23 protein-coding genes are annotated in these 25,591 nt (G+C 42.6%); 17 read left to right on the top strand and 6 right to left on the bottom strand.

From position 1 onward, the window contains the following. The first annotated feature begins 19 nt into the window (after positions 1–19). The 5 genes from DLM75_RS24825 (at position 20) to DLM75_RS11710 (ending at position 5,753) form a co-directional block, all read left to right on the top strand. Positions 20–151 (top strand): hypothetical protein, encoded by a 132-nt coding sequence (locus DLM75_RS24825; protein WP_277738615.1) that lies wholly within the window; start codon positions 20–22, stop codon positions 149–151. Next, positions 142–3,570 carry a SpiroCoCo family coiled-coil protein gene (locus DLM75_RS11725; RefSeq protein ID WP_118968704.1) on the top strand — a complete coding sequence of 1,143 codons (3,429 nt, stop codon included), beginning with the start codon at positions 142–144 and terminating at the stop codon, positions 3,568–3,570. The genes DLM75_RS24825 and DLM75_RS11725 overlap by 10 nt, the downstream gene beginning before the upstream one ends. A gap of 296 nt (positions 3,571–3,866) precedes the next feature. Next, on the top strand, positions 3,867–4,061 hold the full coding sequence (locus DLM75_RS11720) for a hypothetical protein (protein ID WP_003008197.1): 195 nt from the start codon (positions 3,867–3,869) through the stop codon (positions 4,059–4,061). A 6-nt stretch (positions 4,062–4,067) separates the two neighbouring features. Beyond that, positions 4,068–4,826, top strand: a complete 759-nt coding sequence (gene map / locus DLM75_RS11715) for a type I methionyl aminopeptidase (protein ID WP_118968703.1) — start codon at positions 4,068–4,070, stop codon at positions 4,824–4,826. Positions 4,827–4,835: 9 nt separating this feature from the next. Beyond that, entirely contained in the window at positions 4,836–5,753 is a 918-nt protein-coding gene (locus DLM75_RS11710; protein ID WP_118968702.1) for a DUF350 domain-containing protein, read from the top strand. A 6-nt stretch (positions 5,754–5,759) separates the two neighbouring features. On the opposite strand, the gene DLM75_RS11705 is transcribed toward DLM75_RS11710, so the two are convergent. Beyond that, complete coding sequence (locus tag DLM75_RS11705) at positions 5,760–6,155, bottom strand: LIC_11502 family protein (protein WP_118968701.1); 396 nt, start codon at positions 6,153–6,155, stop codon at positions 5,760–5,762. A 20-nt stretch (positions 6,156–6,175) separates the two neighbouring features. Between DLM75_RS11705 and queG the strand changes: the two genes are divergently transcribed. Further along, a complete protein-coding gene (gene queG, locus DLM75_RS11700) occupies positions 6,176–7,132 on the top strand; it encodes a tRNA epoxyqueuosine(34) reductase QueG (protein WP_118968700.1) in 957 nt (318 codons plus the stop codon). A 965-nt stretch (positions 7,133–8,097) separates the two neighbouring features. Here the strand turns inward: queG and DLM75_RS25015 are convergent. Both DLM75_RS25015 and DLM75_RS11685 read right to left on the bottom strand, forming a co-directional pair. Continuing rightward, entirely contained in the window at positions 8,098–8,274 is a 177-nt protein-coding gene (locus DLM75_RS25015) for a GMC oxidoreductase (RefSeq protein ID WP_118968698.1), read from the bottom strand. A 96-nt stretch (positions 8,275–8,370) separates the two neighbouring features. Further along, entirely contained in the window at positions 8,371–8,565 is a 195-nt protein-coding gene (locus DLM75_RS11685) for a hypothetical protein (RefSeq protein ID WP_118968697.1), read from the bottom strand. Between the two features lie 278 nt (positions 8,566–8,843). Here DLM75_RS11685 and DLM75_RS11680 point away from each other — a divergent pair, with 278 nt between their 5' ends. From DLM75_RS11680 to rfaD, 7 genes are all read left to right on the top strand, one after another. Beyond that, entirely contained in the window at positions 8,844–10,886 is a 2,043-nt protein-coding gene (locus DLM75_RS11680; protein WP_118968696.1) for a GAF domain-containing sensor histidine kinase, read from the top strand. Continuing rightward, entirely contained in the window at positions 10,883–11,251 is a 369-nt protein-coding gene (locus tag DLM75_RS11675) for a response regulator (protein WP_118968695.1), read from the top strand. Before DLM75_RS11680 ends, DLM75_RS11675 begins: the two co-directional genes overlap by 4 nt. 63 nt (positions 11,252–11,314) lie before the next feature. Then, positions 11,315–12,145, top strand: a complete 831-nt coding sequence (locus DLM75_RS11670) for an oxygen-binding di-iron domain-containing protein (protein ID WP_118968694.1) — start codon at positions 11,315–11,317, stop codon at positions 12,143–12,145. After that, complete coding sequence (locus tag DLM75_RS11665; protein WP_118968693.1) at positions 12,142–13,125, top strand: adenylate/guanylate cyclase domain-containing protein; 984 nt, start codon at positions 12,142–12,144, stop codon at positions 13,123–13,125. Before DLM75_RS11670 ends, DLM75_RS11665 begins: the two co-directional genes overlap by 4 nt. Positions 13,126–13,278: 153 nt before the next feature. Beyond that, positions 13,279–14,367, top strand: coding sequence for an A/G-specific adenine glycosylase (mutY, locus tag DLM75_RS11660; RefSeq protein ID WP_429945461.1), 1,089 nt, complete (start codon positions 13,279–13,281; stop codon positions 14,365–14,367). Next, positions 14,364–16,121 (top strand): UbiD family decarboxylase, encoded by a 1,758-nt coding sequence (locus tag DLM75_RS11655; protein WP_118968691.1) that lies wholly within the window; start codon positions 14,364–14,366, stop codon positions 16,119–16,121. The genes mutY and DLM75_RS11655 overlap by 4 nt, the downstream gene beginning before the upstream one ends. A 14-nt stretch (positions 16,122–16,135) precedes the next feature. After that, positions 16,136–17,107, top strand: coding sequence for an ADP-glyceromanno-heptose 6-epimerase (gene rfaD / locus DLM75_RS11650; protein WP_118968690.1), 972 nt, complete (start codon positions 16,136–16,138; stop codon positions 17,105–17,107). A gap of 25 nt (positions 17,108–17,132) precedes the next feature. Here the strand turns inward: rfaD and DLM75_RS11645 are convergent, their stop codons facing one another. From DLM75_RS11645 to DLM75_RS11635, 3 genes are all read right to left on the bottom strand, one after another. Next, positions 17,133–17,432, bottom strand: a complete 300-nt coding sequence (locus tag DLM75_RS11645) for an ArsR/SmtB family transcription factor (RefSeq protein ID WP_069607487.1) — start codon at positions 17,430–17,432, stop codon at positions 17,133–17,135. A gap of 178 nt (positions 17,433–17,610) precedes the next feature. Further along, the gene (locus DLM75_RS11640; protein WP_118968689.1) at positions 17,611–18,381 is read right to left on the bottom strand and encodes an SDR family oxidoreductase; all 771 of its coding nucleotides are present in this window, start codon (positions 18,379–18,381) and stop codon (positions 17,611–17,613) included. Then, positions 18,365–19,075, bottom strand: coding sequence for a histidine kinase (locus DLM75_RS11635; RefSeq protein WP_118968688.1), 711 nt, complete (start codon positions 19,073–19,075; stop codon positions 18,365–18,367). Before DLM75_RS11635 ends, DLM75_RS11640 begins: the two co-directional genes overlap by 17 nt. 692 nt (positions 19,076–19,767) lie before the next feature. Here DLM75_RS11635 and recN point away from each other — a divergent pair. The 4 genes from recN to DLM75_RS11610 all read left to right on the top strand — a co-directional run bounded on the left by recN (position 19,768) and on the right by DLM75_RS11610 (position 25,591). Further along, positions 19,768–21,474 carry a DNA repair protein RecN gene (gene recN, locus DLM75_RS11625; RefSeq protein WP_118968686.1) on the top strand — a complete coding sequence of 569 codons (1,707 nt, stop codon included), beginning with the start codon at positions 19,768–19,770 and terminating at the stop codon, positions 21,472–21,474. A gap of 112 nt (positions 21,475–21,586) precedes the next feature. Continuing rightward, complete coding sequence (locus DLM75_RS11620; RefSeq protein WP_118968685.1) at positions 21,587–22,192, top strand: MotA/TolQ/ExbB proton channel family protein; 606 nt, start codon at positions 21,587–21,589, stop codon at positions 22,190–22,192. A 1-nt stretch (position 22,193) separates the two neighbouring features. Beyond that, complete coding sequence (locus DLM75_RS11615; RefSeq protein WP_118968684.1) at positions 22,194–22,643, top strand: ExbD/TolR family protein; 450 nt, start codon at positions 22,194–22,196, stop codon at positions 22,641–22,643. Positions 22,644–22,702: 59 nt separating this feature from the next. Then, positions 22,703–25,591, top strand: a complete 2,889-nt coding sequence (locus DLM75_RS11610; protein WP_167731757.1) for a BamA/OMP85 family outer membrane protein — start codon at positions 22,703–22,705, stop codon at positions 25,589–25,591.

The raw sequence follows: 25,591 nt of genomic DNA, 5'->3' as shown, positions 1-25,591 counted from the left end.
CGTAATTTGATGAGACATAATGTTTCAAGGAAAATTTCAGCTCATTTTAGAATTCAATCCTTCCAATCAGGAAGATCTCGGAAGAGTTGCAAAGTTTTCGGCTGATGCTCGCATTCTTATGTCTATGGTAAACAAAATTCAATGGGAATAGAATTACTCCTGCCGTTTATAGCCAGTGTAGGAATTACAATCCTTCTTAGAAGGCTCGATAAATCCAACTATAAACTCAGTCAAATCAAACGTTTTACCGGAAAAATTCAAGATGAATTGAGTGATATCGCTCTTGAAAAAATTCAATCCGTAAAAGACGCAGGAATCGATTTAGAAATCAGCCTCAAACAAACTCGTAAACTCGCAAACGACGTACACGGATTAAACGAAGAATCCAGACAATTATTAGAATCCATTAAAACAAACCGTGATTTTTTAGACAGCGTCGCGAGAGATCTAAAGGAAGTCGTTCAACTTTCCTCGGACATTCGGGAAGAATCGAACGCGATCCAACAGGGACTTCTTCGTATGGAATCCGGTAAAAAGGAAATCCAACTTTTGGATCAGAAGATCCTTGATCTTCGTTCCGAAGCGGAAGCGATTCTGGAAGTTTTTTCCGATAAAGTCAATCTTCGATCCGACGAACTCTTACAATCCCTCGCTTCCAAAATCGTAGAACTGGAAGAATTATTAGAAATCAAAAACGATAAGATCGATCAAGGTTTGAACGCGATCGCATCCAATTACAGAGAAACTCTCGATTCTCATACGAATTCTTTACTCAAGGAATCGGTAGGAAGGGTGGAACAACTTCGTTCCGAAATCACTTCTCTTTTTGAAACGATCACAAACAAAGAAGAAGATCTGGATCTAAGATCCGAAAAACTACAGACCGTATTCTTAACCGTAAGCGATAAACTGGAAAGACTCGATTCTCGTGTGGAAGAAAAAGCGGAAGCCGCCGATCGTAAACTCGAAGACATGGCGAGACTTTCCGAAAAATCGGTTCAGGATAAACTGGATCGAATTTTAGAACAAGTCACTCATTCGAAAGAAGCGTTTATCAACGGAGTCAAACTCGAAGTAGATTCGATCCGGAGAGAAATCGAAGGAATGAGCCTTGAAACGATGACCCGGAGAGACGAAATTCTCAACGAAACGAGACGTCAGGCGGAATCGATCAACGAATCCATTCAATTCTTCCAAGAAAAATATCTGGAAGCGGAGAACAAACTTCTCAGACAAGCCGACGCAAGAAAATCGGAACTTCTTCGCCAGATCGACAACTTCGAAGAAGAATTCAATCGTATCAGCAGTAATCTAAGAAGCGAATCCGATAGCTTGAAAAAAGATATTTCCATGGGTTTGAAAGAATTTCATTCCGCACTGGACTCGGCAAGGGACGAGGCGAAGGAAAAAACCGTCGCCGGTATCGAGGCCTTAAAACAAAATTTCGAGGTCGAACTGGCTCGCGTGCACGCCGAACGATCCGCTCTGATTCAACAGGATCTGGAAGCGGTTCGTCAATCCATCATCACACTCGACAAACAAATTTCCACTCGGATCAAGGATGTGGATTCGTATTTAGGCGATCTTCAATCTGCTATGGAATCCAGCGCCGGAGATCTTTTATCCCAAGTGGAAGGAAAGATCGATCTTCTTTCCGGAACTGTGGACGAAGAAGTCCGTAAAATCGATCAGAGATTCGAAAATCTCGGTCGTTATTGGGAAGAAGAATTGGGAACGATCCGTCTCAACACGCAGGATTCTGTTTCACATCTCCAGGAAAAACTCGGCGGAATTCACGTCGAAGGAAGACAACTCCTGGAAGAATTCAAAAACGAATACAATATTCAAAAAGATAGAATCGAAGAATTCGTTTCCCGTTATAAGTCCAATTTCCAAAAAGAAGGAGATTCTGTTTCCGATCGTCTTGGAGAATCTCTGCGGAATATCAAAGAAGAGGGAAATCACATTCTTCAAAACCTTCGGGAAGAATTTTCCGGAACCATCGATAAGATGGAACAGATCGTCAAGAAAAACGAAAAAGTTCTCGAGATCCACGCGGAAAAAATCCGCAACAGCGTGGAATCCAATCTGGAAAACGCAGGAAGAGACGCCGAACGTGTTCTGGATAAGCTAAGAGATTCCGCCGAAGATTTTTTTGAAAAACAGGAAGAGAAAATCAGTCGTCTGAACGGAACGATCGACGCGAAAATTTCAAAACAACTCACTTCCCTTATGGATAAGGGCCAGCTCCAACTCGGACAACTCGAGGAAAGAATCAGCAAATATATCCTCGATGTAAAAAAGAATCTGGAAGAATCTCTCAAAGAATCCCGCAAGAACAGCGACGAACAAATGAAAGGTTTCCAGAAACAGCTAGAACATCAGCTCCGCGAAATGGAATCCGCTTCCGAAGAATTCTTACGCTCCGGCAAAGAAGAATTCAAAGATTCTATGGAAGAATATAGATCTCTCCAGTTGGATCTCAAGCGAGACCTCGAAGAGATCGCGAACGCGAAAACGAATCTTGTCAACGAAATCCAAGAAGAAGCGGAAAACCTACGTTCTCGCGTGGAAGAAATCACGGACAAGATGGAAGAACTCGGAGAAAAAGCCGAACTCTTTCAGAAAGCGAGCGAAGTCGTCGACAGAACCGATTCTTATATACAAACGATGGAAGAACTTCTTTCGAGAGCGGACGAAAGAACTCCGTTGTTAAACGAACTCGAGGAAAAACTCGAAGAGTTGCAGACGCTCAAACATTCTCTTGTGTTGGAAACCGAGGACCTAAAAGTCAGATTGGATTCTCTTGCGTCCATCAAGGAATCCTCCGATTCCCTTCGAAAAGAATTCGAGGAATTACAAAGCAGATCTTCCGATTGGGAAGATACGTTTACAAGACTTCTCAACGCCGGCGAAAAAGCACTCGAGATGGAAGAAACATTCGGCGATCTTACTTCCAGACTCGAAACTCTCGAAACCGTTCGCGAGGAAGTCAAAGGTCTTTTTGATGAGACCGACGCGCACAAAGAAGCGGCTAAAGGACTTACGAACAAACTCTATTCTCTTCAAAACGACGTGGAGATTTTGGAAGCCAGGGAAAAGGAAATCGCGGAGACCGTTCGTAAGACCGATGATCGGATCGAGTCTTTGTTTCGTAAGAAGGAAGAAATTCGTTCCGTAGAAGCCAAGTTTGAAAAGATAGAAGACTTGATGGTCGATCTTTCGGAAAGACACAAACAGATCTCGACTCTTCAACATCGTATGGAAGACTTAAAATCGGGTGCCCTCGTCGTTAAGGAAGATCTGGAAGGTTTATTAAGCGAAGCGGACGATAAGTTCGAAAAGCTTTCCGGATTTTTGGATGCAGTAGGCGCCGTTACGGAAGGAAATTCTTCTTCCGGTAAGTCTAAAGATTCTTCCAAGGATCATCTGATCCAAAGAAAGAAGGCGACCGTATTGAATCTCTATCATAACTTTCAGTGGCCCGCTGAAACGATCGCTGAAAAGTTAAATTTAGAGACGGGACTTGTGAACACGATTTTACAAAGCGAGTCGGCGAAGAAGAAATGAAATATTTCTTGACGTCCTTTGGGTTGTCTTCTATGTCTCATTCTGTTTCATTGAAAACGGAAAACGGAACGAATCGGAGTTTTGGATCGTTCTTCGTTGGTTTGGTATCATTTTTTTTTAAAACAAAGGTAAGGTCGCAAAGGGGAAAGTTCTAAAAGGTTGTTCTTTTTCCGGGTTTCTGAAAAGAATGCAAACAGGAACCGCTAACGGAGTTAAAAACAATCGGACGACCGTGAACCGGAGCAATATTGAAGATGGCACAAAAGAAGAAAACTAAGACAGAGAGGAAGAACTCAATGGCTGGAAAGAATGTCGAAAAGGAAACCCTGATCGTAACGAGCAAAGTAAAGGCTTATATCAAGTCGAAAGGATTTATGACTTCCGGGGATGCAATTGACGGTTTGAATGAAAAGATTCATCAACTCATCGACGATGCAGTGAAGCGTACTGAGTCCAACAAAAGAAGTACGGTTCGCCCGACTGATTTCTAATTCGATTTGATCTTCATTAAGAATAAGAGCGAAATCGAAAAAATGAGGGCGGCTGGGAAACTGGCCGCTAAGCTTTTAGACTATATTTCTTCTTACGTTCAACCGGGAGTTTCGACTCTTCAGTTGAATGATCTTTGTGAAGAATTTACGAAGAAGCACGGAGCGAAGTCGGCTCCACTCGGTTATAAAGGATTTCCAAAATCGGTCTGTACTTCCGTAAATCAAGTTGTCTGTCACGGGATTCCCAAAGCGACTGAAGTTTTAAAGGAAGGGGATATCATCAATATCGATGTCACTCCAATATTGGACGGATATCATGGTGATTCTTCTCGCACCTTCATCGTAGGTGGAAAGACGAGTCCAGAAGTTGCCACCTTGGTTGCAGATACGGAACGGGCGATGTATATCGGAATCGAGCAGATCAAACCCGGAAACCGAGTTCATGATATCGCAAATGCAATCGATGATTTTCTAACTCCCAAAGGATACGGAATCGTTCGAGACCTGATGGGGCATGGAATCGGAAGAGGCTTTCACGAAGACCCGCAAATTCCTCACTTTCGTCAGAATCGAAAGCTCGCAAAGTTAGAACCTGGAATGATTTTCACGGTCGAACCGATGGTGAACCTCGGTACATGGCAGGTAAATTTTTCCAAAGAAGATCATTGGACGGTGACTACGAAAGATAACAAGTGGTCCGCGCAGTTCGAGCATACGGTTCTGGTTACCGAAAAAGGCTATGAAATTTTAACCGTATCAGGTTAATCTGGTGTCATGGAAACAGTACTTGGTTATCTGAGCACATTAGGTAAAGACGCGGTATTCTTCTTAATTAGTTTCGTTCTTTTTTATATCGGTAAAAAAATCAAAGACTGGATCGAACCAGGAGATCTCGACCATGAGATCATCATCAATAACAATACGGCGGTTTCCTCCGGACTCGCAGGGTATTATCTCGGGTTGACCTTGATTCTTCTTGTGATTCTATCTTCTCCCGGAGTGGATTTTGTTTCGGATTGTTTTCAAGTTCTATTCTACGGACTTCTCGGAATTCTACTCTTAAATCTATCTTATTTTATCAACGATAAGGTTATATTCAGAGCTTTCGATTTTAACGAGTTGATTTATTCGGGGAAAAATGTGGCGGTAGGGACGGTTGTGTTCGGAAGTAGCATCGCTTCTTCGGTCATCATCGCGGCCTCATTGAGCGGGGACAGTTCCGCACTTTCTCTTTCCGTATGGAAGGACTGGGGACTCTTAGAACCGATTCAAAAACTTTTGGACGGAACCGTCCTTGGAATCGTATTTTTCTCGATAGGCCAAATTGCACTCATTCTATTTACGTTTGCGTATCGCAAAATGATTCCGTATTCTTTAGATCTGGAACTGAAGGATCGAGAGAATCTTGCGGCGGGAATCTCATATAGCGGAGCGTTGATCGCACTGGGAATCATCATAGCAAGAGCCTTGCATAAGGATCCGGTTTCCATGGAACTGACCCTGTTTCATATCTTTTTGGACTTTATCTTAGGTCTGATCGTTATTCCCGCTGTAAGACTTCTCACCGATGCCGTGATCCTACCCGGAAGCACGTTAAAGGAAGAAATCAGCCGGGATCAAAATGTGGGAGTCGGTTTGCTCGAAGCGGTCGTTCTGATCAGCTTTGCTGGAATTTTATTCTACGCGGTTTAAGAAGAATCAAAAGATTTCTCTCGATGTGTAAAGTTTCCATTCCAAGTGGTAGACTTTTCGGATTCCGAACTCGAAGGCTTCTTTTAGAATTTTGATTCTTTCTTCGTTTGAAATTTGATCGATGCTACCGATGTCTTTCATCGTATTTAAAATCTCCGAACTCAATTCTCCAAAGATATATTTATGATTGGCGTGAAACGGTTTCAGATCTCTTTCTTGAAATCCGCGAAGAGCTCCAACTACGGAAGCGAATACGATTTGTTTTGCGAGTTTTTCTTCGGGAAGTGTTACAAGACGAATCGCACCGATGACATCGGAATAGGGAAGCGCTTCGGAATTTTTAGGAAGTAAAGAAAGATCGGTCTTAGGAAATTTGATTCTTTCGGATAATTCTTTTTGCATACTTCTTCTATATCAAATTTATGATCGAAAGTAAAGAAATAATTTCCGAACTGTCTCCTTTGATTGAAGAATGCGGATTCGACTTCTATGGAATCAGTGAAGCCGTGATCCCGGAAACGGATCGAAAGAATATCCTTACTTGGGTGCAAGAAGGGAAACATGGTAAGATGGATTGGTATCCTAAGAATATGGATCTGCGTCTCCATTTTAAGAATCTGGGATTCGAACCAAAGTCCGTTATAGCGCTCGGTACTCTTTATAACGATTTAGATTATGATACAATTTCCAAGACGATGTCATTTCGGTTTTCCCGCTATGCGGTCGGAGAGGACTATCATCAAGTTCTCAGAAGAATGGCGAATCCCTTGCTCCAAGAGCTAAGAAAAAAATTTCCGTCGAATCAATTCCGTCAAGGTGTGGATTCTCTTCCGATATCGGAAAAGGTCTTAGCAAGAGAAGCCGGACTTGGTTGGCAAGCGAAGAATACGAATCTCATACATCCCGAATTTGGATCTTATTTTTTTATCAGTGTCATTCTCACCGATCTTCCTATTTCTGTGGCTAAGATCCCAGTTAAAGATCGATGTGGAACTTGCAACGCTTGTATCGATGCCTGTCCAACAAACGCTCTCGCTCCGTACCAAATCGACGCCGGAAAATGTATCTCACATCATACTTTGGAGGATCGCTCCGAGAAGATTCCGAATACGTTCGGTTGGATCGCCGGTTGTGATATTTGTCAGGACGTTTGTCCTTGGAATCAAGTGAAGGCACGTAAGAAAGGGATTCAAACGGAGAGGGAAGAATTGAAGACAAGGCCGATATTCAAGGAAAATCCCGAATCCATTTTAGATTTGGATCAAGATGGCTTTGAACGAAACTTTGGGGATTCGGCGATTTCCAGGATGAATTTCAAAATGTTCCGGAGAAACGTAGAACTCGCGAAAGAATGGGCTCTGAAGAAAGAAACGTTTTGAGTTTTCTATTTCGGATTTTGCAACCGATTTTTTTCAGAGGTGCTATTTGTTCCGACGAACCGTCGGTCGTCGAAACAATTCGTTGGGGATTGCAATTCGATCTTTGCATAGGGAGCCAGAGTCTTTGAGAATATGAGACTTTTTAAAAACTAAAATGTGGGAACTCTTACGAAAGAATGGAATGAAAAAGAGGGATTGAAGGTTTGCGATGGCCTTGCCGGAACTGAATTTGTAGGAACTCACGCATAAGATTGAAATTTAAAAAGAATTTCTTTTTGTTCCCTATAAACTTTTTAAAGAACCTGTTTCGCTCCTTTCAATAGAACCTGTCCCTTTTATTTCGAATTTTTCTTTGTCCTTACGCTCTTTTTTTAAAAGACATCGTCTAGTTTATAATATTCTAATAACATGTTTTGCGCGAGGGAGAGCGCGTCCTGCAAAAGAACTTCTTTTCGATCAAAATTCCACTGAAGATATAAACCGTCGAACAGCGCGATGAGAAGAGAGGCTTTAAAAGAGAAGATTTAGAATTGGGCTTTCCTAAATCGACGATTGTCTCGGAAAATATTTCCGGATAATCTTATCCATCTCTTAGACTTTTTTTCGAACCTTGGAATTCGAAGGTTCATTCAGGATGAGAGTCAAAACTCCATTCGCCTCCGGAGCCTCTAGAAAGAATTCAGTATATTTTTCGAACAAACGTGGAAGTGGTTCTTATCTCTTTTGCAAGACCTTCTCGTACTGATTCCTCCACTTCGAGAAAGAGTTTAGCGAGGAGCTATATGAAAATACTTTTCGGAACCGAAATGCCAGAGAATCCTCTTCTTCGTGGTACGAGAAGGTTCAGAAAGACGATCCAGACTCGTATTCATGATTCCGTGAATCGTAACAAGATATCTGAAGTCCCGAGAGTATTTTTTCTTTTTTAATCTTTCCTCTCGAAGTCCTTCCCAGATTCACCATGTTTATCCCAAGATTCTAATTTTTTTTGCCGGCGAGAAGACGGAAGGAGCCATAATCGTAAAACTCGGATTCGCAGAAGAAGACGATGGAAAGACGGAAAAAACGCTTAGATAGAGATTTTTCGTTCCGTGAACACGGCGTGAACTATCGACTACGAAAGTTTTCGGATCTGTACCCATACTACAGCCGCCACTCTAGTGCGGAGCCGGCATCAAGGAAGTCACTGGTTCGGGAGCAAGCAAATCGATTTTGACATTCGGATCTTGAGCGAATGGTCAAGGAGTCGAATTCGGAATCAACACACCGTTGGCCCCGTTTTCAGATTGAGTAAAACATGTTTTTTGTAAGTATCTCGCATCGTTTTTTGTGAGCCGTCCGAAGGAATAATTTACGTTCCTTCTTTTTTTCTTTACGCGGACGTTTCTCAGTTCCGTTTTTTTGTTGTCCATCCACGCGATCGTTTCGCCCATTTTTGGTAAATTTTCCGTACCAATGCGTATGTTGTTCTCCGAATCCGGAAATTGTCGCGGCGATCGCACTAGAAAAAGGGTGTGTGGGAACGGACTTTTTGCGAAGTCTACTGAATTCTTTTTGAAAATGGAGGGTTTTGTTCTGTATCGTTTGTTTTTTTCCGCAAAAGGGAGTCGAAAGTCATAAATAGAAATTTATTTCCTAAAAAGTGATTTCAAAAATCCAGATGTTCGGATAAATCTTGTATCCCTTAAGTGCTTGAGGAGGTAGTTGGCGTATGAATTCCCACTTTGGATCTCGAGAAAGCCACCCTCCCATCTTTCACACGAATAAGTTCGGGGAATATCTATCTTCGAATCCTCAGTTTCTGACTTTTTTAGAATTAGAATCAATCGAGGACACTGCAACCGTCTTCTCTCAATCCGCTTCCGAAATCTTTGCCGAATTCGCAAAGAATGCCTTCGAGGACAAGGTCATCGTTTCTGTGGACTTTCGGATCCCCTCCGGCTTTATCAAACGAAGGTCCGTTTTTATTCGAAAGATCATACAAAGCGAGGAGGTGTTGGAAATCGAAGGAGTCGTTCTCCCCGAAATTCCGAAAGCGAAAAAGGCCCGGGGAAAAAAGACGATCGCCGTGAATCGATCCTATTTGATTCGAAACGAGGTGAACCAATGGATTTTACGATCCAAATCCGTTCAAGAACTCTACGACGGAGTCTGTAGAATTCTCAAAGCAGAGGAGAATTTCGGTTTTGTTTGCTTCGGTGCCGTCGAATCTAGAAAAAATATAATATTCCAAGTTTCTTATGCGGGCGAAGATCCTTTTTTCTTGAACACGGACTCGAAAACGATGAATTTAGGACCCGGGATCAAAGTTTTAAAGACCGGTCAACCGCTGATCATTGAAGATATCCAAAACGAGGTCGATTTTGATCAATGGAAAGAAGCCTGTCTCCGGTTCGGCTATCAATCGATGGGAGTTTTTCCGATCTTTTTGTTAAGCGAATTGATTTCAGTGCTTTGTATCTTTTCAAAGGAGAAATACTATTTTTTAGAGGATGAGGCCGGGATTTATACAGAAATCGTAAAGGACTTGGCCTTGGGTCTAAAAAACATCCGAGAGAGCGAGCAAAGATTCCTAGCTGTCAACGCGTTACGCGAAAGCGACGAGAGATTTCAAGCTATTTTCGAAACAGTGGTGGATGCGATCATCATGATCACTCCGAAGGGTTCGATTCTTATGTTCAATACCGCCGCTGAAAAAATGTTCGGATATTCTTTTACGGAAGTCGTAGGAAAGAATGTGAATTTTCTGATGCCCGAACCGTATCACTCCGAACACGACGATTATTTAAAACGATATAGGGAAACCCGTGAGAAAAAGATCATAGGAATCGGTCGGGAGGTAGTCGGCCTGAGAAAGGACGGAACTACGTTTCCGATCGAACTCGCGGTTTCCGAATTCTTCCAGAATCAAGTGCAATACTTCGTAGGAGTCATTCGTGACATGAGTGCGAGAAAGAAGTCCGAGAACGATCTGAGGGAAAAAACTTGGGCCTTGGAGGAGTTGAATCGAAGTCTTGAGGCAAGAGTGGATTCCGAAATTCAGAAAAGAAGAGAACAGGAAAAGACGATGATCGTTCGATCCAGACTCGCCGATATGGGCGAAATGATAGGGAATATCGCCCATCAGTGGAGACAACCGCTCAATGTGATCGCTCTTTGTGTTCAAGACCTATCGTACGCTTTCGAAGACGGGGAACTCGACGAGGAATATATAAGCGATTCCACAAAAAAGATTATGAATTTGGTGGAACAGATGTCCGGGACCATCGACGATTTTCGGAATTATTTCCGTCCGAATAAAACAAAGGAAAAATTCTCCTTAAAGTCTTTGATACAAAAATCTTTCTCTCTCGTGTCCGAAAGTTTAAAAAATCAAAATATTAGTATTTACTTTAATCCTAATGAAGATTATGAGGTATTCGGTTTCCCTAATGAATTCTCGCAGGTGATCCTGAATATAATTGCAAATTCAAGGGATGCGATTATGGAATCACAACCCTCCGATCCGTCTATTCACGTCGATATTCGAAAAGAAGGAGATAGGAAAATGGTTACGATCAGAGATAACGGCGGAGGAATCGGAGTATCGGCCTTGGAAAAACTTTTTCAGCCGTACTTTACGACTAAGGATCAAGGTAAGGGAACTGGCATCGGTCTTTATATGTCTAAATCAATCATCGAGAATAATATGGGTGGAAAGATACACGCGTACAATTCGGAAGAGGGCGCGGTGATGGTAATAGAACTGCCATGAAACGAATCGCATTAAAAATTCTTTATATAGAAGACGAAGAATTGATCCGAGTGATGATGGTTCGATTCTTAGAACGTTTTTTGACATCCGTTCGTTCCGCTGAAAACGGAAAAGTCGGTTGGGATGTGTTCCTTGAGTACCAACCGGATGTCGTAATTACAGATATCAAGATGCCACTGTTAGACGGCATAGAACTCACAAAAAAAATTAGGGAACACGATTTGAATATTCCGATTGCCGCGATGACCGCCTTTTCAGAACCTGAGATAATCGAGGAAGCTCGAAGGGCAGGAGCGAACGAAATCTTTATCAAGCCGGTTAACGTGGAAAGGATAAAGGAGCTTCTGCTTACATATGAAAAATAGAATATTTGTAATCCGACGATTGTCTTATAACTAAGGTCTTTAAGACCGAAAGGAGTCGGTCCCTTGTCCGAGAATGACGTTGCGCAAGCGGAAACGCAGAAAAATATTCAGAGAGAATTGACTCTCGAAATCGATACAAACTACGCGGTCGAAATCGCCGAAGACATCTACTGGATCGGATTCTACGATCAAAAAGAATCCCTCCATTGTAACCCCTACATGATCAAAAACGGCGATAGCACCATTTTGATCGACCCAGGCTCTATTCCTGACTTCCCAGTCGTAGCCCGAAAGGTATTTTCTCTCGTGGCGCCGAATTCCATAGAAACGATCATCTTACAACACCAGGATCCGGATCTTTGTGCCAACGTTCCCATCTTTGAGGATTTAAGCGGAGACAGTCCCGTTCAGATCATCGCGGAAACCAGAACGGTATATTTGATCAAACACTACGGAGTAAAGGGAAGTGTGATTCGAATCGGAGACGAGTTGACTTATTTCTCGACGCCGAGCGGGCGAGAACTTCAGTTTATCAGCACTCCATTCGCACATTCTCCAGGAGCGATGATTACCTTCGATATAAAATCCAGAGTTCTTTTTACGAGCGATATTTTGGGTGGGTTGGGAAGAGAATGGTCCTTGTATCACGACGCAAAGGCATTGGACAACATGAAGGCATTTATGCAAGCCTATATTCCTTCTAATCTCGCTTTACGTTATGCGCTCTTGAAGATTTTGAGTTTTGACGCGGAAGTAATCGCGCCACAACACGGACAAATCATTCGAAAAGAACAACTTCCAGCGATCATCGACGAACTCTGGAATCTACCTTGCGGTCTTGATCTGATCAAGGACGATTGGATTCAAAAAGCAAGAAAGGGTGAACTGCGTTGAACGAGTTAGCCGAATTCGCGAAAAATATCGCCCTCGGAACTCCCGAAGACATTATTCAAAGAGAGGAAGATTATTTTCGCGCGTTGAGTAGAATCGTACGTTATCGAAATAAGGAAGCTCTAACTCGAGAAATGATGAATCACATCGTAAACAGCGATCGCAACAGAATTCTCGAAGAGAAAAAAAAGGCGGACGTACTTTTACAGAATATTCTTCCCGAATATATGATCGAAGAACTGAAGCTAAAAGGAAAAGTTCGCCCGATCCAACACGAGAATGCGGTCGTCATTCTTACGGACTTTGTCGGATTTTCTGATATCAGCCGTTATATGAGTCCGAACGAACTCTTAAAGGAACTTTCCATCTACTTCGATGAGTTCGAAAAAATCTGCACCCAACATAGGATCGAAAAGGTTAAAACGATCGGGGACGCGTTTCTCGCTGTAGGCGGGTTAGGCGGATATAAAAGAACTGCGAAGTTGGATTCTCTTCTCGCTTCCCTCAAGATGATGGAATATACAGAAAATCGAAAGAAAGAAAGAATGAAGAACGGAGAGGATGCTTGGGGTCTTCGGATCGCGATCCATTCTGGAACCCTCATCGCGGGAGTCGTCGGGCATACCAAGATCGCGTTCGATATCTGGGGTCATACGGTAAACCTCGCTTCCCGCATTGAAACGATCGGAGAGCCGGGAAAGATCACCGTTTCAAAATCCATCTACAACGACGTTAGGGACTACTTCGACTGTTCTTATGTAGGAATGAAAGAATTGAAAGGGGTCGGTTCCCACGATATTTACACGATCGATTCCATCAAAAAGAAATTAGCAAGTTCGGAATCCGTTTCGGTGCCCGGTCCGAATTTCGAAAAACTGTATCGAGCTTTGGAGAAAGGAAAACATATCATGTTGATGGACGGAAAATACCATATTTCCAATCCAAGCAGACCGGAGAAAATAAACGTCCTTACCAGAGATTAAAGGATCGTCTTTCCTCTAAAATAAATCGAATGAAATTTAAGAATCCCGTGAAAACAGGATTTACCTTCGTTCGCCGTATTGTTCCATGTAAAGAAATCGATCTTCTTTACGACAGTGGAATTCAAAAAAGACCCAATTTCCCCAAATCTTCTTTTGAAACTCAGAAAATCCTTACTTTCCTGGTTTCAAAAAAACAAACGGGATCTACCCTTTCGACTCAACAAAAACGCCTATCGAATTTGGGTCAGCGAGATCATGCTCCAGCAAACTCGTGTCGCGGCCATGCTCCCGATTTACGAAACGTTTTTGGCGCGATTTCCAAATCCTTCCGCCTTACAAAGCGCGTCCGAAGACGAGGTGATGAAATATTGGAAAGGACTCGGTTACTATTCCCGAGCTCGGAATTTAAAAAAGGGCGCGAGCCTTTTGGTTGAAAAATTTGCGGGAGAATTTCCGGAGAAGTATGAGGATGCTTTATCGATACCGGGGGTGGGAAGTTATACCGCGTCGGCGGTTCTATCGATCGCCTACGGAAAACCACACGCGGTTCTGGACGGAAACGTAAAACGTGTTTTATCCAGACTCTTTTTGATCGAACAAGATCCTGGACTCAATTCCACAAATCAACTTTTGGGAAACCTGGCTCAGGAATTTTTAACTCCGGAATCTCCTGGAGATCACAACGAAGCGATGATGGAGCTGGGAGCCTTGGTCTGCGTTCCGATTCCTCTTTGTGGATCCTGTCCCTTGGCCGAACACTGCGAGGCAAAAATCGCAGGAAGGGAACGAGAGATTCCGGTTTCCAAATCGGTCGACAATTGGATCGATCTGGATCTGAATTTTCTATTCTTGAAATCGAAGGAACGGCTTCTTCTACTAAAGTATCCAGGAAGAAGATTTTTTAAGACGATCTATTCGCTTCCGTTTCGAATGGAGGGGAAACATCCCTATGAAACGGATCCGATCGTAGAATCGTTGTTTGACGAATCGAAATTGAATATAAATTCGAATCGAGTTCGACACTCCATCACAAATCATAGAATTCAACTCAGGTTCAGCGAACGATCCGAAGACGATCGAACGTTGATCGAAAGAACCTTCTCTAAAAACGAGGACATACTTTTCAAATGGGTGCGAGAAGAAGATCTTAAGGAAGAATTTCCTTCTTCGATCGCGGGAAAGTTGATCAAACTCAAACATAAAACGATAAAACAACCGGAACTTCCGGCGGGAAAAATATGAAAATCAGATCCACAAGCGCATTCGTAAAAGAACTTCAGAGACAAAAAGAACTCCTCGTAATCGAAGAGGAAGTGGATCCGATTTTAGAATTGGCCGAAATTCAAAGAAGAGTCGTCGCCAAACGAGGTCCGGCAGTTCTATTTCGAAACATAAAAGGTTCTCGGTTTTCCGTGGCGACCAATTTATACGGTTCGAAAAAACGGATGAGAATCGCCTTCGGCGAGGATCCCGTAAAGTTCGTGCAAAAAATTGCATATACGATCCAACACTTTCTTCCTCCTTCTCCTTCCAAAGTTTGGGCTCTTCGACATCTGGCCTTTCAAGCCTTACGAGTCGGTTTGAAAAAAGTGAATTCAGCACCTGTCTTAGAAAACACATTAGAAAATTTGCATGAACTTCCTACGATAAAATCCTGGCCGAAGGACGGAGGTAATTTTGTAACCTTACCTTTGGTTTATACGGAGAGTCCGAAAACGGGAAAAGGAAATCTCGGAATGTATCGGATCCAAATCCACGGACCGATGGAAACCGGAATGCACATCCAAATTCATAGGGGTGGTGGAAATCATTACTTCGAAGCGGAAAAAGAAGGAAAAGGATTACCGGTTCATATCTACGCAGGAGGTCCTCCCGGTCTAACGATCGCGGCGGTCGCTCCTCTTCCCGAGGAAATCAGCGAACTCATTCTCGCATCATTATTGTTAGGTGAAAAACTCAAAGTTCATAGGAATTCGAACGTAAGTCCGCTTCCGATCGTTGCCGACGCCGATTTTATGATTGCGGGAATAATTCCGCCGAAAATTCGGAAGCCGGAAGGTCCGTTCGGAGATCACTACGGATATTATGCGCTTCAACACGATTATCCTGTGGTCCAGGTTCAAAAACTCTTTCATAGAAAGGACGCGATCTGGCCCGCGACGGTCGTAGGACGTCCCCCACAAGAGGACCACTGGATCGCGGAATATCTTCAGGATTTATTGTCGCCCATGTTTCCCGTAGTAATGCCAGCCGTAAAAGGCGTTTGGGCTTACGAAGAATCGGGTGTCCATTCCCTTGCCGCCGCTGTCGTGAAGGAAAGGTATCAAGGAGAAGCCTTTACGGGAGCCCTCAGAATATTAGGAGAAGGACAACTTTCCTTAACCAAGGTTCTTCTTGTTACTGATCAGAACGTGGACCTCAAAAACTTTAGAAATACGTTTATGAGTGTATTAGAAAGAATGAATCCGATTACGGATCTTCATATTTTCTCGAATATCTCGCAGGACACTTTGGATTATACGGGACCGGAAGTGAACAAGGGAAGTAAGGCAATCTTTCTCGGTTCCGGTAAAAAGAAGAATTCCTTAAAAACCGGATTTAAAGGTAAGTTCGTAAATTCCTCTTTTCAAGATCCGATCGTAGCGTATCCCGGAGTGTTAGTCGTTTCCGGAAAAAAATACAAGAAGAACGACGGACTTCCGTTAAAACTTCTGAAAGAAAAATGCATACAGGAATTTTTGCTCGTTTTTATCGTAGACGATTCCAAAGACGCGACTCGTTCGGATCACGATTTTATATGGTCGATATTCACACGTTTCGAACCGGCCGGAGATATCTACGCGGACACGAAATTAATCCGAAATCACCCAGGTTTATATCCTCCCGTCGTAATCGATTCTCGACTCAAGGATTGGTATCCTCCTTTGACGGAGCCGGACGAGCAGACTGTGAAAAGGGTGGACGACAGATTTGGTAGACTCTTAGACTCTCTTTAGGAAATTAGAATTCTATGACGAAAAAAAGATGTATAGTCACAGGCGGTGCGGGACTCATCGGATCCAATTTGATTGAGGAGCTCAATCGCCAAGGAATCGACGATATTTTGGTCGTCGATCATCTCGGAAATTCCTCCAAATGGAAGAATTTAGTGGGAAAGAAATATTCCGATTATCTGGAAAAGGACCATTTTTTGGAACTTGCGATTCGCTCGAGTCTATTCAAAGATTATGATATTCTTTTTCATTTGGGCGCATGTTCGTCGACGACCGAAACGGACGCTTCTTATCTGATCCAAAATAATTTCGAGTATACGAAACTTCTCGCAAAGGAATCGCTCAAAAACGGAGTTCGTTTTGTCTACGCATCCTCTGCGGCGACCTACGGGGACGGAGCAAACGGTTATGACGATAAAGGGGATATCGAAGCGCTCAAACCATTGAACATGTACGGATATTCCAAACATATGTTTGACCTTTATGCAAAAAAACATTCGTTCCTCAATAGGATTACCGGAATCAAATACTTCAACGTATTCGGTTATGGGGAAGGTCATAAAGATGACATGAGGAGCGTGGTTCTTAAGGGCTACGAACAGATTAAAAAGGAAGGAAAGATCAAACTTTTTAAATCCTACAGGCAGGAATATAAGGACGGGGAACAAAAACGCGACTTCCTCTACGCAAAAGATGCGGCGAAGATCACCGCCTATCTCGCGTTTGGCGGTCATGGGGGGCTTTATAATCTGGGAAGAGGTGTGGCTGAGACTTGGAACGACCTTGTATCCGCGATTTTCGAAACTCTCGGATTGCCAAAGAACATTGAATACACGGAAATGCCCGAAAGCCTCAAAGCAAAGTATCAGTACTTTACATGTGCAGACACTACAAAACTGCTAAAAACCGGTTATAGCGAAGGATTTACGTCGTTAAAGGAAGCGGTGAAAGAGTATGTAACCCTCCTCGATCAGGAAGAGGGTACATAATGGATTTTGAATACGTTTTCGAAAATCAACCGTAGATTTTTACGATTGTACGGATCAAATCCTTGTATTTACCGTCTTTTAAGTAATAGAAAACCTGATTGGATTCTTTTCTGCTGGAAAGGATTCCGTTGATTTTCATTTTACTCAAATGTTGAGAAGCCGCAGATTGGCTGATTCCAAGTAAATCTACAAGTTCGCCTACGCTGTGTTCTTTTTGAGAGAGGAAGAAAAGAATCTGCAGACGGTCTGGGTGTGCGATCCCCTTGATTCCGCGAATTGCCGATTCTAACTGGGTTTTCTTTAATACTGATTTTTCTTTAGACATTGTTTTACTCTTTTTTAGATTTCTAAAAGAAGAAGATGCTTTTCTCTTTAGACTGGATTATTGAATTACGTTTATTCAGCTTTAGTAAACCATAAAGACTTAATTCAATAAATTACAGTCAATTATATTATAATTTTCTCTTAGTGTAAAGTTCTTTTCTGAAAAAATCGATTTCCGATTAAATTTTTACTCCACCTGAAATTTCTAATACAACTCCGGACACTAAATCATTGTTAGCAATGAACTCTGCAGTCATCGCGATTTCATAAGGTTCTCCTAATCTACCAATCGGTATTAGAGATTCCCATTTTTTTAACGCTTCTGGATTCATGTCTTTCATAACCATCTCTGTTTTTATAAATCCCGGTGCGATTCCTGCCACACGAATGCCGTATCTACTTAACTCTTTTGCCCATAGTTTTGTCATTGCGGCAACACCCGCTTTCGCCGCGGAATAATTTGTCTGACCCGGGTTACCGTGCATCGCGACGGAAGCGATCGGAATGATGACACCTTTGCTTTTACTTTCGATCATCTGAATCGCGGCTTCTCTTCCGGTAAGAAACACTCCGGTGAGGTTAACGTCGATGACCGATTGCCAATTTGCTAATGACATTTTGGAGACTACTTTGCCGGTTTCTTTATCCGTTTTCACAAGAAGACCGTCTCTTAAAATTCCCGCATTGAGAACGGCGACATCTAAACTGCCGAACTGACTTACCGCGGCCTTCATAAGCTTTTCTGCATCTTCTTCTTTGGATACGTCCGCTTTAAAAGAAAACACTTCGGCACCAAGTGACTTGATATCGTTTTCAGCTTCTTTTAATTTTTCTTCAGATATGTCTGAAAGGACGATTTTTGCCCCTCTTTTGGCGAAATGTTCCGCCATTGCTTTTCCCAAACCACCGGCGGAGCCGGTGACTAAAACAGTTTTACCTTTGATTTCCAAGATTATTTTCCTTTAATTCCTTACTTCGAATGCTGATATAATTTTCAGAAAACGGAATTTCGACCCTCGCAACGGTTTCGTGTTCGTGAGTCATGATACGAAATAGGTGCGGATCTATATTCTCACTTTTTAATAGAATCATGATCAAAGCGATACCAAGACCCGCTCCTTCCGTATTATCCATGTTATCCATGTAGAATTCAGCGATATCGTTGTAACCCATCGCCTTTCTCATTTTCTCCCGCATCCTTTCCTGTTCTTCAGCGATTACCGGAGTGTTGTTTGTGACTTCAACGACGATACCGTCCAACGTATAAGTAATGTTTAATTTTACAGAAATTCCACGAGCAAGACATCTCTTGCCATATTCGTCCGCCATTCTTTCCGAAAACTTCGCTTTGAAAGCGGCGACACCTTTTTCGTATTCTTCCGGATTGCGAATATCCAAGCCTTCGTCTTCAAAGAAAACTCTCTTTTGATTTGCTTTCACTCCGTTGATGGACATTTCCTTGGTGATGGTGTACAACATCTCGACATAACGGCTTTGTCCGACTTTGGCGAGAATTTCCGTTATGATTCGAAGTACATATTTTTCAAGTTTGGAGTTCATCCGGGAGGATTGAACTGTGATTCGGGAACGTGTTTGAATGAGTTCGCTCAGTTTTTGATCTAAGTCTTGAAAACTTTTTGCCATATTTCTTTCTATCCCCGTTGATTCCGGACGCTTATCAATTTTCTCTGTCAGTTTCGATGACAAAGAGATTGAATCAATCAAATTCCAGAATTACGATATTCTAAAAATCGGGTAAATCCTCGAAAATCCAAACTCATTCTTTTACTCCGTTCGAAATCGGAATTCCCGAATTCTTTTTGCAAGGTAACGGCTTGTACATTAACCTTTCGTGAACCTTTTTTTTTCAAAGATTGAAAAGAGAAGGAAAGAATAGATCCTAAAATCAGAAATCGATCGATTTCAAAGTTCATTTTCTATAAGAAAGGAAGTTTTGTTTTATTTATAAGGAAATAGGCATAAGAACACCATAAAATTATCATAAAGTAGAATTCTTCAAAGTAGATCCGGCACTTTCTTTGTTTGATTTCGGAAAGAAAACAATAGAATTCAAAATTTAGAATGTTTCCTTGGCGGTCGCGATTTTTTATTCGGATCGGATTCTACGTTACGAGCCGTTTTCCTTTACAAAAGAAAATCAAACGAGTAATGGATTCCTAATACCAAATCGTTAGCGCGTGTTTGGCGGAAATCGATCCGGAGAAGAATTTAGATTTTTTTAACCCAAAAAAAGGATTTTGAATAAAAAAATACTTGCTACCATATGTATAGCAGTTATATGAAGGGTATAATTTGTTTAGTATCTCGAGGTAAGTATGCTCAAAACCCTGAATATAAGAGATTTTGCTCTCATAGAAGAGGCCTGTATTGATTTTCAAAAAGGAATGACGGTGATCACGGGAGAAACGGGAGCCGGGAAGTCCCTGATCTTGGACGCGATTTCTTCTCTCTTGGGCGGAAAGAGTAGTCCGATGGAAATTCGGACCGGCGCGGCCAAATACGTATTGGAAGGGGTTTTCGACCTTTCTCAAAATCCGATCGCCTTGGATTGGCTCAAAGAGAAAGGTTTTCCTGCCGATTCCAAAGAGCTTACATTGCATCGAGAATGCAGTCGAGATGGGAAGTCTCGCATCTTGATCAACCAATCCTTGGCTTCTTCTACGACTCTCAGAGGACTGGGAGAATTGCTCGCGGAAGTCCACAATCAAAACGATCAGATTCTTCTTTTGGATCGGAGCGAACAGCTCGACATCATCGATTTGCACGCGGGTTTGATTCCGCTTCGCAATCAGGTGAAGGAATGTTTTTTAACATACAAAAGTTTAAAAAAACGTTTGGAAGAATTGCGGAAGAATGAGGAAGAGAAGTCCAAACGAATCGAATTTCTTTCGTTTCAAATTCGGGAAATCAAAGAAGCGGATTTGAAAGACGGAGAAGAGGAGAGTTTAAGCAAAGAAGAACGTCTCTTAGCGCACGGAGAACTGTTAGCCGAGAATTTTGAAATTCTTTCTTCGTATCTCGCAGATTCCGAATCGGCAATTCTTCCTTCGTTTCCGAGACTTTTGAGCGCGGCGGAAAAGATCAAATCGATTCAGCCGGACTTTGGAAAGACCTTGGATTCTCTTCAGGAAATTTATATCCAGCTGAAGGAAATCAATTCTTCCGTGTTGGATGAAAAAGAAGAAATTTTCTTTTCACCGGATCGTTTGCAATTCGTGCAATCCAGACTGGACCTGATTTCCAAATTAAAGAAGAAATACGGCTCCGATCTCTCTGAGATTTTGGATTGTAAGAGAAAAGCAGAACAAGAATTGGAAGCGATGGAAAAAAATTCAAAGAACAAGGAATCGATGGAGGTGGAAGTTGAGAAAGTCACCGCAAGACTTGGTTCTCTTTCGATTCAACTTTCCAAGGCGAGAAGGGAATCTCTTGTTCGTTTTGAATCTTCTCTCAAATCCGAATTGGAACATCTGGGAATGTCGGGCGCGGCGGTGCAGGTTGTTCTCCGTTGGGAGCCTAGCCCGGATGGAGAAATTTCCGCTTCGGGAAAAAGTTATATCGTAAACGAAACTGGATTGGATCAATTAGAATTCTATTTTAGCCCCAATCCGGGGGAAAAGCCGAGACCACTTCGAAAAATTGCATCCGGGGGAGAAGTTTCGAGGGTGATGCTTGCGATTCGTTCCATCCTTGGAGGTGAATCGCATCTGAGAGTGTTAATATTCGATGAGATCGATTCCGGTTTAGGAGGAGAGATTGCGATGGATGTGGCTCGGAAACTTCGAAATTTGGCCTCTAACCACCAACTCATCCTGATCACACACCTTCAACAAATTGCTTCGGCGGCGAATGATCACCTAAAAATCAGTAAATTCGTAGAAGGTGGAAGAACCTTTTCGAAAGCGGAATTTTTGAGCTTAGAAGAACGAACCTTGGAACTTGCGAGGATGATTTCGGGTCAGAGGGTATCGAAAGGCGCTCTTGAACACGCTAAGGAACTGCTGAAAAAACAGGCGGTTTGACAATGGATCTTTTCTATTGAGATTCCCCGCAAAAAGGGTGGGCGCAGATTAGAAAACTGTTTGGCAGTAACAAGAGAGTTTTAAACTCTACTTATGGGAGAATTTTACTCAAATGTTTTTAGCCAAATCTGATTCTCTAATTTCTGCGATCCCTCCGGAATCGGTTCCTATCGTTATCGTTTTAGTTTCTATCGTAGGTTTCACAATCATCATCGAAAGGATGCTCTACTTTTCGAAATGGAAGCCGATCGCCCCGAATGATTGGCGCGCACTCAAGGACCTGTTTCGTCAGAAAAACTGGGACACCGCAACTGACTTTCTCAAAAACTTAAACAACGGTCCCGCATCCCAGGTTCTTCAAGCAGGAATCGAATCTTCTCGAAAGAATATGGATTCTGCCGAAGAGGAAATGCTTTCCGTCGGGTTTGCTCAAATTCTTAAGATGGAAAGATTTCTTTCCGGCTTAGGAACGATCGCGACAATTTCTCCACTTCTGGGGGTTTTAGGTACGGTCTTAGGTATCATTCGCTCTTTTGAAGAAGGTTCGGGAACCCGGGGTGCCGAAGTGGGAATCAGCGAGGCCTTGATCACGACGGCGATGGGTTTGGCGATTGCGATTCCGGCTTACGTTGCCTACAATTACTTTCAAAAGAAAAAAGAAGATACGATCGCAGAGATGGAAAACCTTTCCGGTCAAGCGATCAAATATCTAAAGTAATATGAAATTTAGAAAGTTCCGATCTTCAGCGGGTAGAGCAGGCCAAATCGAATTGGCTCCTTTGATCGACGTTATTTCCTTTATCGTAATATATTTTTTGATGAATGCGACCTTGGAAAAATCGACTGTGATGAAGATTGAACTTCCTCGCTCTTCCTCCACGGCGCAGGAGAAGAAAAAGGACGAACTCGTCATCACGATCAATAAAGACGGAAAGATTTTTTTAGATAAAGACACAGACCCCGTTCCGTTGGAAAAACTCACGGAAAAAATAAACGTATTTTTAGGACCGGTGGATAAAAGAGAACCTGGAAAGAATCGTGTGATCATTCGTGGTGACGGAACGGCGAGTTATCAAACAGTAATTAAAGTAATCGATAAGGTAAACGAGGCAGGAGTCAGTAAGTTTAATCTAGCCATGGTTAGACAATCGGGAACCGGAGAAAAATAAATACCGGCCTTTAAGCGGTTTGATTCTGTAAGCAAATATCTGGTGGCTCAGTCTTTAAGTTGAAACGAACATTTTCCCTCATTCTGAAAGGATCTATTTTAGCCATCCTCCTTGGACTTTTATTCTATTCAGGCGAATTGACTCAACTTCTTTCCAAAAGAAGCGATTACCTCGGAAAGGTGATCAAGGAAGTTAAGTTCAAGGGAAATAAAAACACACCGGATAGCGATCTCGAATCGATGATCGATATGCGAATCGGAAAACAACTTACAAAAAAAGTTTTAGACAAGGATCTAAAGACACTTTTTAATTCGGGATTTTTCTACTTCGTTGACATCCAAGCGGAAGACTTGGGCGACGGAGTTCGGGTCGTATTTGAATTAAAAGAAAGGCCGCGTGTAAAAGAAGTCGAATTCGTCGGCGCTGACGAGGTTTTTCCAGCGGATCTACGCGACAAACTTCCTCTAAAAGACAATGAAGTCATTACTCCTCAAAAAATCACAAAATCCAGAGATCTGATTTTACAAAAATACAGGGACGAAGGTTTTTTTCTCGCTTATGTAAAAGTAGAATTGGGAAAACCGGATCCGAAAACAAATCTTGTTCGCGTTCGATTTATCATAGACGAAGGAGAAGAGATTCCCGTATCCAAGATCAACGTCTATGGGAACGAATCCGTGGAAACTTCCGAACTTCTTTCCGTGATGGAAATGAAAGAAGAGGGAGTTTTTGAAGGCGGAAATTTTAAAGAATCTTCTTTCGAAAAGGATAAAGATACGATCATCGCGTATCTCAAAAGTAAAGGTTATTTAGACGCGGAACTCATGCGCGAAGGTACCAACTGGGAAATCCACTGGGAAAATCCGGAAAAGAAAGATCGAAGGGTGATCATCGTAAATATCAAGATTTCGGAAGGACAAGTCTATTTCTTCAACGGTTATACTCTCAATCACGATAAGACCTTGGACGCGGAAGGAAGACCTCTCTTTTTGAATAAAGAAAACAACCCTCCCGAAACCCCCAAGGAAGAGTTAAAGCCTCTCTTACCAGTCAAGGAACTGGAGCGGAACTTAGACTATAGCGACGCAGACGTGGGTGTTCTCTTCGATGAAACTCGTTTTATGCGGGATCGAGGAACCATGAACGAACTCTATAGTTCAAGAGGATATCTCTTCGCTCAGGTAATTCCTCGACGAAAGGTAATCTCGCTCGATCGCGAAAATATAGAATACTACGAAAACTGTTACACTCGTAAAACGGAAGAAGAAAGAAAAGTCTGCGAGACCGAATATTCTCAACTTCATATCAAACGTTTAAGACAACTCTATAACACCAAACCCGAGTTACACGGAAAAAAATTCGTTCACGTAGATTTTAATATCCGCGAAAACAACTTGGCGTATGTTGAAAACGTTGTTATCAAAGGAAACAAGAAAACTCAAGATCGGGTGATTCGAAGAGAATTACTCTTCAAACAAGGCGATCTTTTTAATTCTTCTCTCGTAAACCGCTCTCGGGAAAGAATCTATAACCTCGGCTACTTCAAAGAGGTCAACTTCAACATGAGGCCGGGTTCCGATCAGACGAAGATGAACCTCATCATCGAAGTTCTCGAACAGCCGACGGGAACCGTTTCTATGGGGGGCGGTTACGGAACGATCACGGGTTTTTCCATCTTTACCGAAGTGGGAGAAAACAACCTCAACGGAACCGGGCAAAAAATATCCGGAAGAATCGAGTTCGGTCCCTATCGAAGATTGTTCCAGGTGACATGGACGGAACCTTGGCTCTACAATAAACCTTGGTCTCTTTCGCTTTCCCTTTTTTATTCCTCAAGGATTTACAACGTAGGAGCGGTTTCCATTACGGAAAACAACAACCAGCAGTCGATCAAAGAACAGGCGATCTATTCTCGGGACGGGGTCGGTTTTACGGTCGGGATCGGACATCGTATTTTTATCAACTGGACTCACTTCCACCGTTACTCTCCGAGTATCTATGCTTCCACTAATCCATCCTCCCTCGTTTCCGATCAGGTTCTCGCGGAAGTTCGAAGAGGTTGGCAGTTCCGTTCCCAGATTTCTAACGGTCTTGCCTATGATATTCGTGATAACGTCTTTAATCCGACTCAAGGTTACGACCTTCTTTTTCAGGTGGATAACGTTGGTCAGTTGTTAGGCGGTCAGTCCCATTTTGACCAGTATCGTATCTTAGCGGAATACTATCATACTTGGTTCGATTATAGTCTTTTCGGATTGTTTAGAAACAACGCGCTTCGTCGTTGGAGAGTCGTTCAAGAATTCAGAAGTTCTTCCCTTTTTACGTTCCAAAGGGTTCCGTCGTACGGAAAACAGGATCCAATTCAAAATCCGTATATCCAGTTGCAGGACTTACAATTCCTCGGCGGTTACGAATCGCTTCGGGGTTGGTTTTATAACGATGCAAAATACCCGACCGAGTGGAGGGACGGGGCCGCGAGTCGTATGATTTTCGGATCCGAACTTCGATTTCCGATCGAACCAAGTTTACTCTGGCTCGTAACCTTCTTCGACGCGGGAGCGCTTTACGAAGAAGTGAATCGTGCGCAAGGTGTTCGAAGAGATCTTTTTACGACGTATGATCAACGTATTTTAGAAGCACAACAGAAGGATCCCGTCGGTTATGCGCTTACGAATTCTTACAATCTGACCGCTCTTCGAAAAGCGGATTATACATATGAAGAATTGAATAATCCTGCGAACCTCGTTCTTTCCGGAAACAATATCGCGCTCGATAAGTTCCGATTCTCCTGGGGGGTTGGTCTTCGGATTCAAATCCCGGTTCTTCCACTTCGGATTTACTTCGCACAAAAACTAAAATACACCGGAGTCGCGGATCACCCTTTCACAAAATTCGATTCCGACAACGCGTTTCAGTTTGTCTTCGGGATCGGAGATTATAGGTTTTGA

It is taken from the genome of Leptospira stimsonii (assembly GCF_003545885.1).
Classification (GTDB): Bacteria; Spirochaetota; Leptospiria; order Leptospirales; family Leptospiraceae; genus Leptospira; species Leptospira stimsonii.
The sequence above is the reverse complement of the archived record's forward strand: the minus strand, read 5'-3'. Positions and strand labels throughout refer to the sequence as shown.

Coding starts and splice junctions, on each gene's coding strand:
- DLM75_RS24825 (WP_277738615.1), top strand. CDS start 20: ATGTTTCAAGGAAAATTTCAGCTCATTTTAGAATTCAATCCTTCCAAT.
- DLM75_RS11725 (WP_118968704.1), top strand. CDS start 142: ATGGGAATAGAATTACTCCTGCCGTTTATAGCCAGTGTAGGAATTACA.
- DLM75_RS11720 (WP_003008197.1), top strand. CDS start 3,867: ATGGCTGGAAAGAATGTCGAAAAGGAAACCCTGATCGTAACGAGCAAA.
- DLM75_RS11710 (WP_118968702.1), top strand. CDS start 4,836: ATGGAAACAGTACTTGGTTATCTGAGCACATTAGGTAAAGACGCGGTA.
- DLM75_RS11705 (WP_118968701.1), bottom strand. CDS start 6,155: ATGCAAAAAGAATTATCCGAAAGAATCAAATTTCCTAAGACCGATCTT.
- queG (WP_118968700.1), top strand. CDS start 6,176: ATGATCGAAAGTAAAGAAATAATTTCCGAACTGTCTCCTTTGATTGAA.
- DLM75_RS25015 (WP_118968698.1), bottom strand. CDS start 8,274: ATGGGTACAGATCCGAAAACTTTCGTAGTCGATAGTTCACGCCGTGTT.
- DLM75_RS11685 (WP_118968697.1), bottom strand. CDS start 8,565: ATGGGCGAAACGATCGCGTGGATGGACAACAAAAAAACGGAACTGAGA.
- DLM75_RS11680 (WP_118968696.1), top strand. CDS start 8,844: ATGAATTCCCACTTTGGATCTCGAGAAAGCCACCCTCCCATCTTTCAC.
- DLM75_RS11675 (WP_118968695.1), top strand. CDS start 10,883: ATGAAACGAATCGCATTAAAAATTCTTTATATAGAAGACGAAGAATTG.
- DLM75_RS11655 (WP_118968691.1), top strand. CDS start 14,364: ATGAAAATCAGATCCACAAGCGCATTCGTAAAAGAACTTCAGAGACAA.
- rfaD (WP_118968690.1), top strand. CDS start 16,136: ATGACGAAAAAAAGATGTATAGTCACAGGCGGTGCGGGACTCATCGGA.
- DLM75_RS11645 (WP_069607487.1), bottom strand. CDS start 17,432: ATGTCTAAAGAAAAATCAGTATTAAAGAAAACCCAGTTAGAATCGGCA.
- DLM75_RS11635 (WP_118968688.1), bottom strand. CDS start 19,075: ATGGCAAAAAGTTTTCAAGACTTAGATCAAAAACTGAGCGAACTCATT.
- recN (WP_118968686.1), top strand. CDS start 19,768: ATGCTCAAAACCCTGAATATAAGAGATTTTGCTCTCATAGAAGAGGCC.
- DLM75_RS11620 (WP_118968685.1), top strand. CDS start 21,587: ATGTTTTTAGCCAAATCTGATTCTCTAATTTCTGCGATCCCTCCGGAA.
- DLM75_RS11615 (WP_118968684.1), top strand. CDS start 22,194: ATGAAATTTAGAAAGTTCCGATCTTCAGCGGGTAGAGCAGGCCAAATC.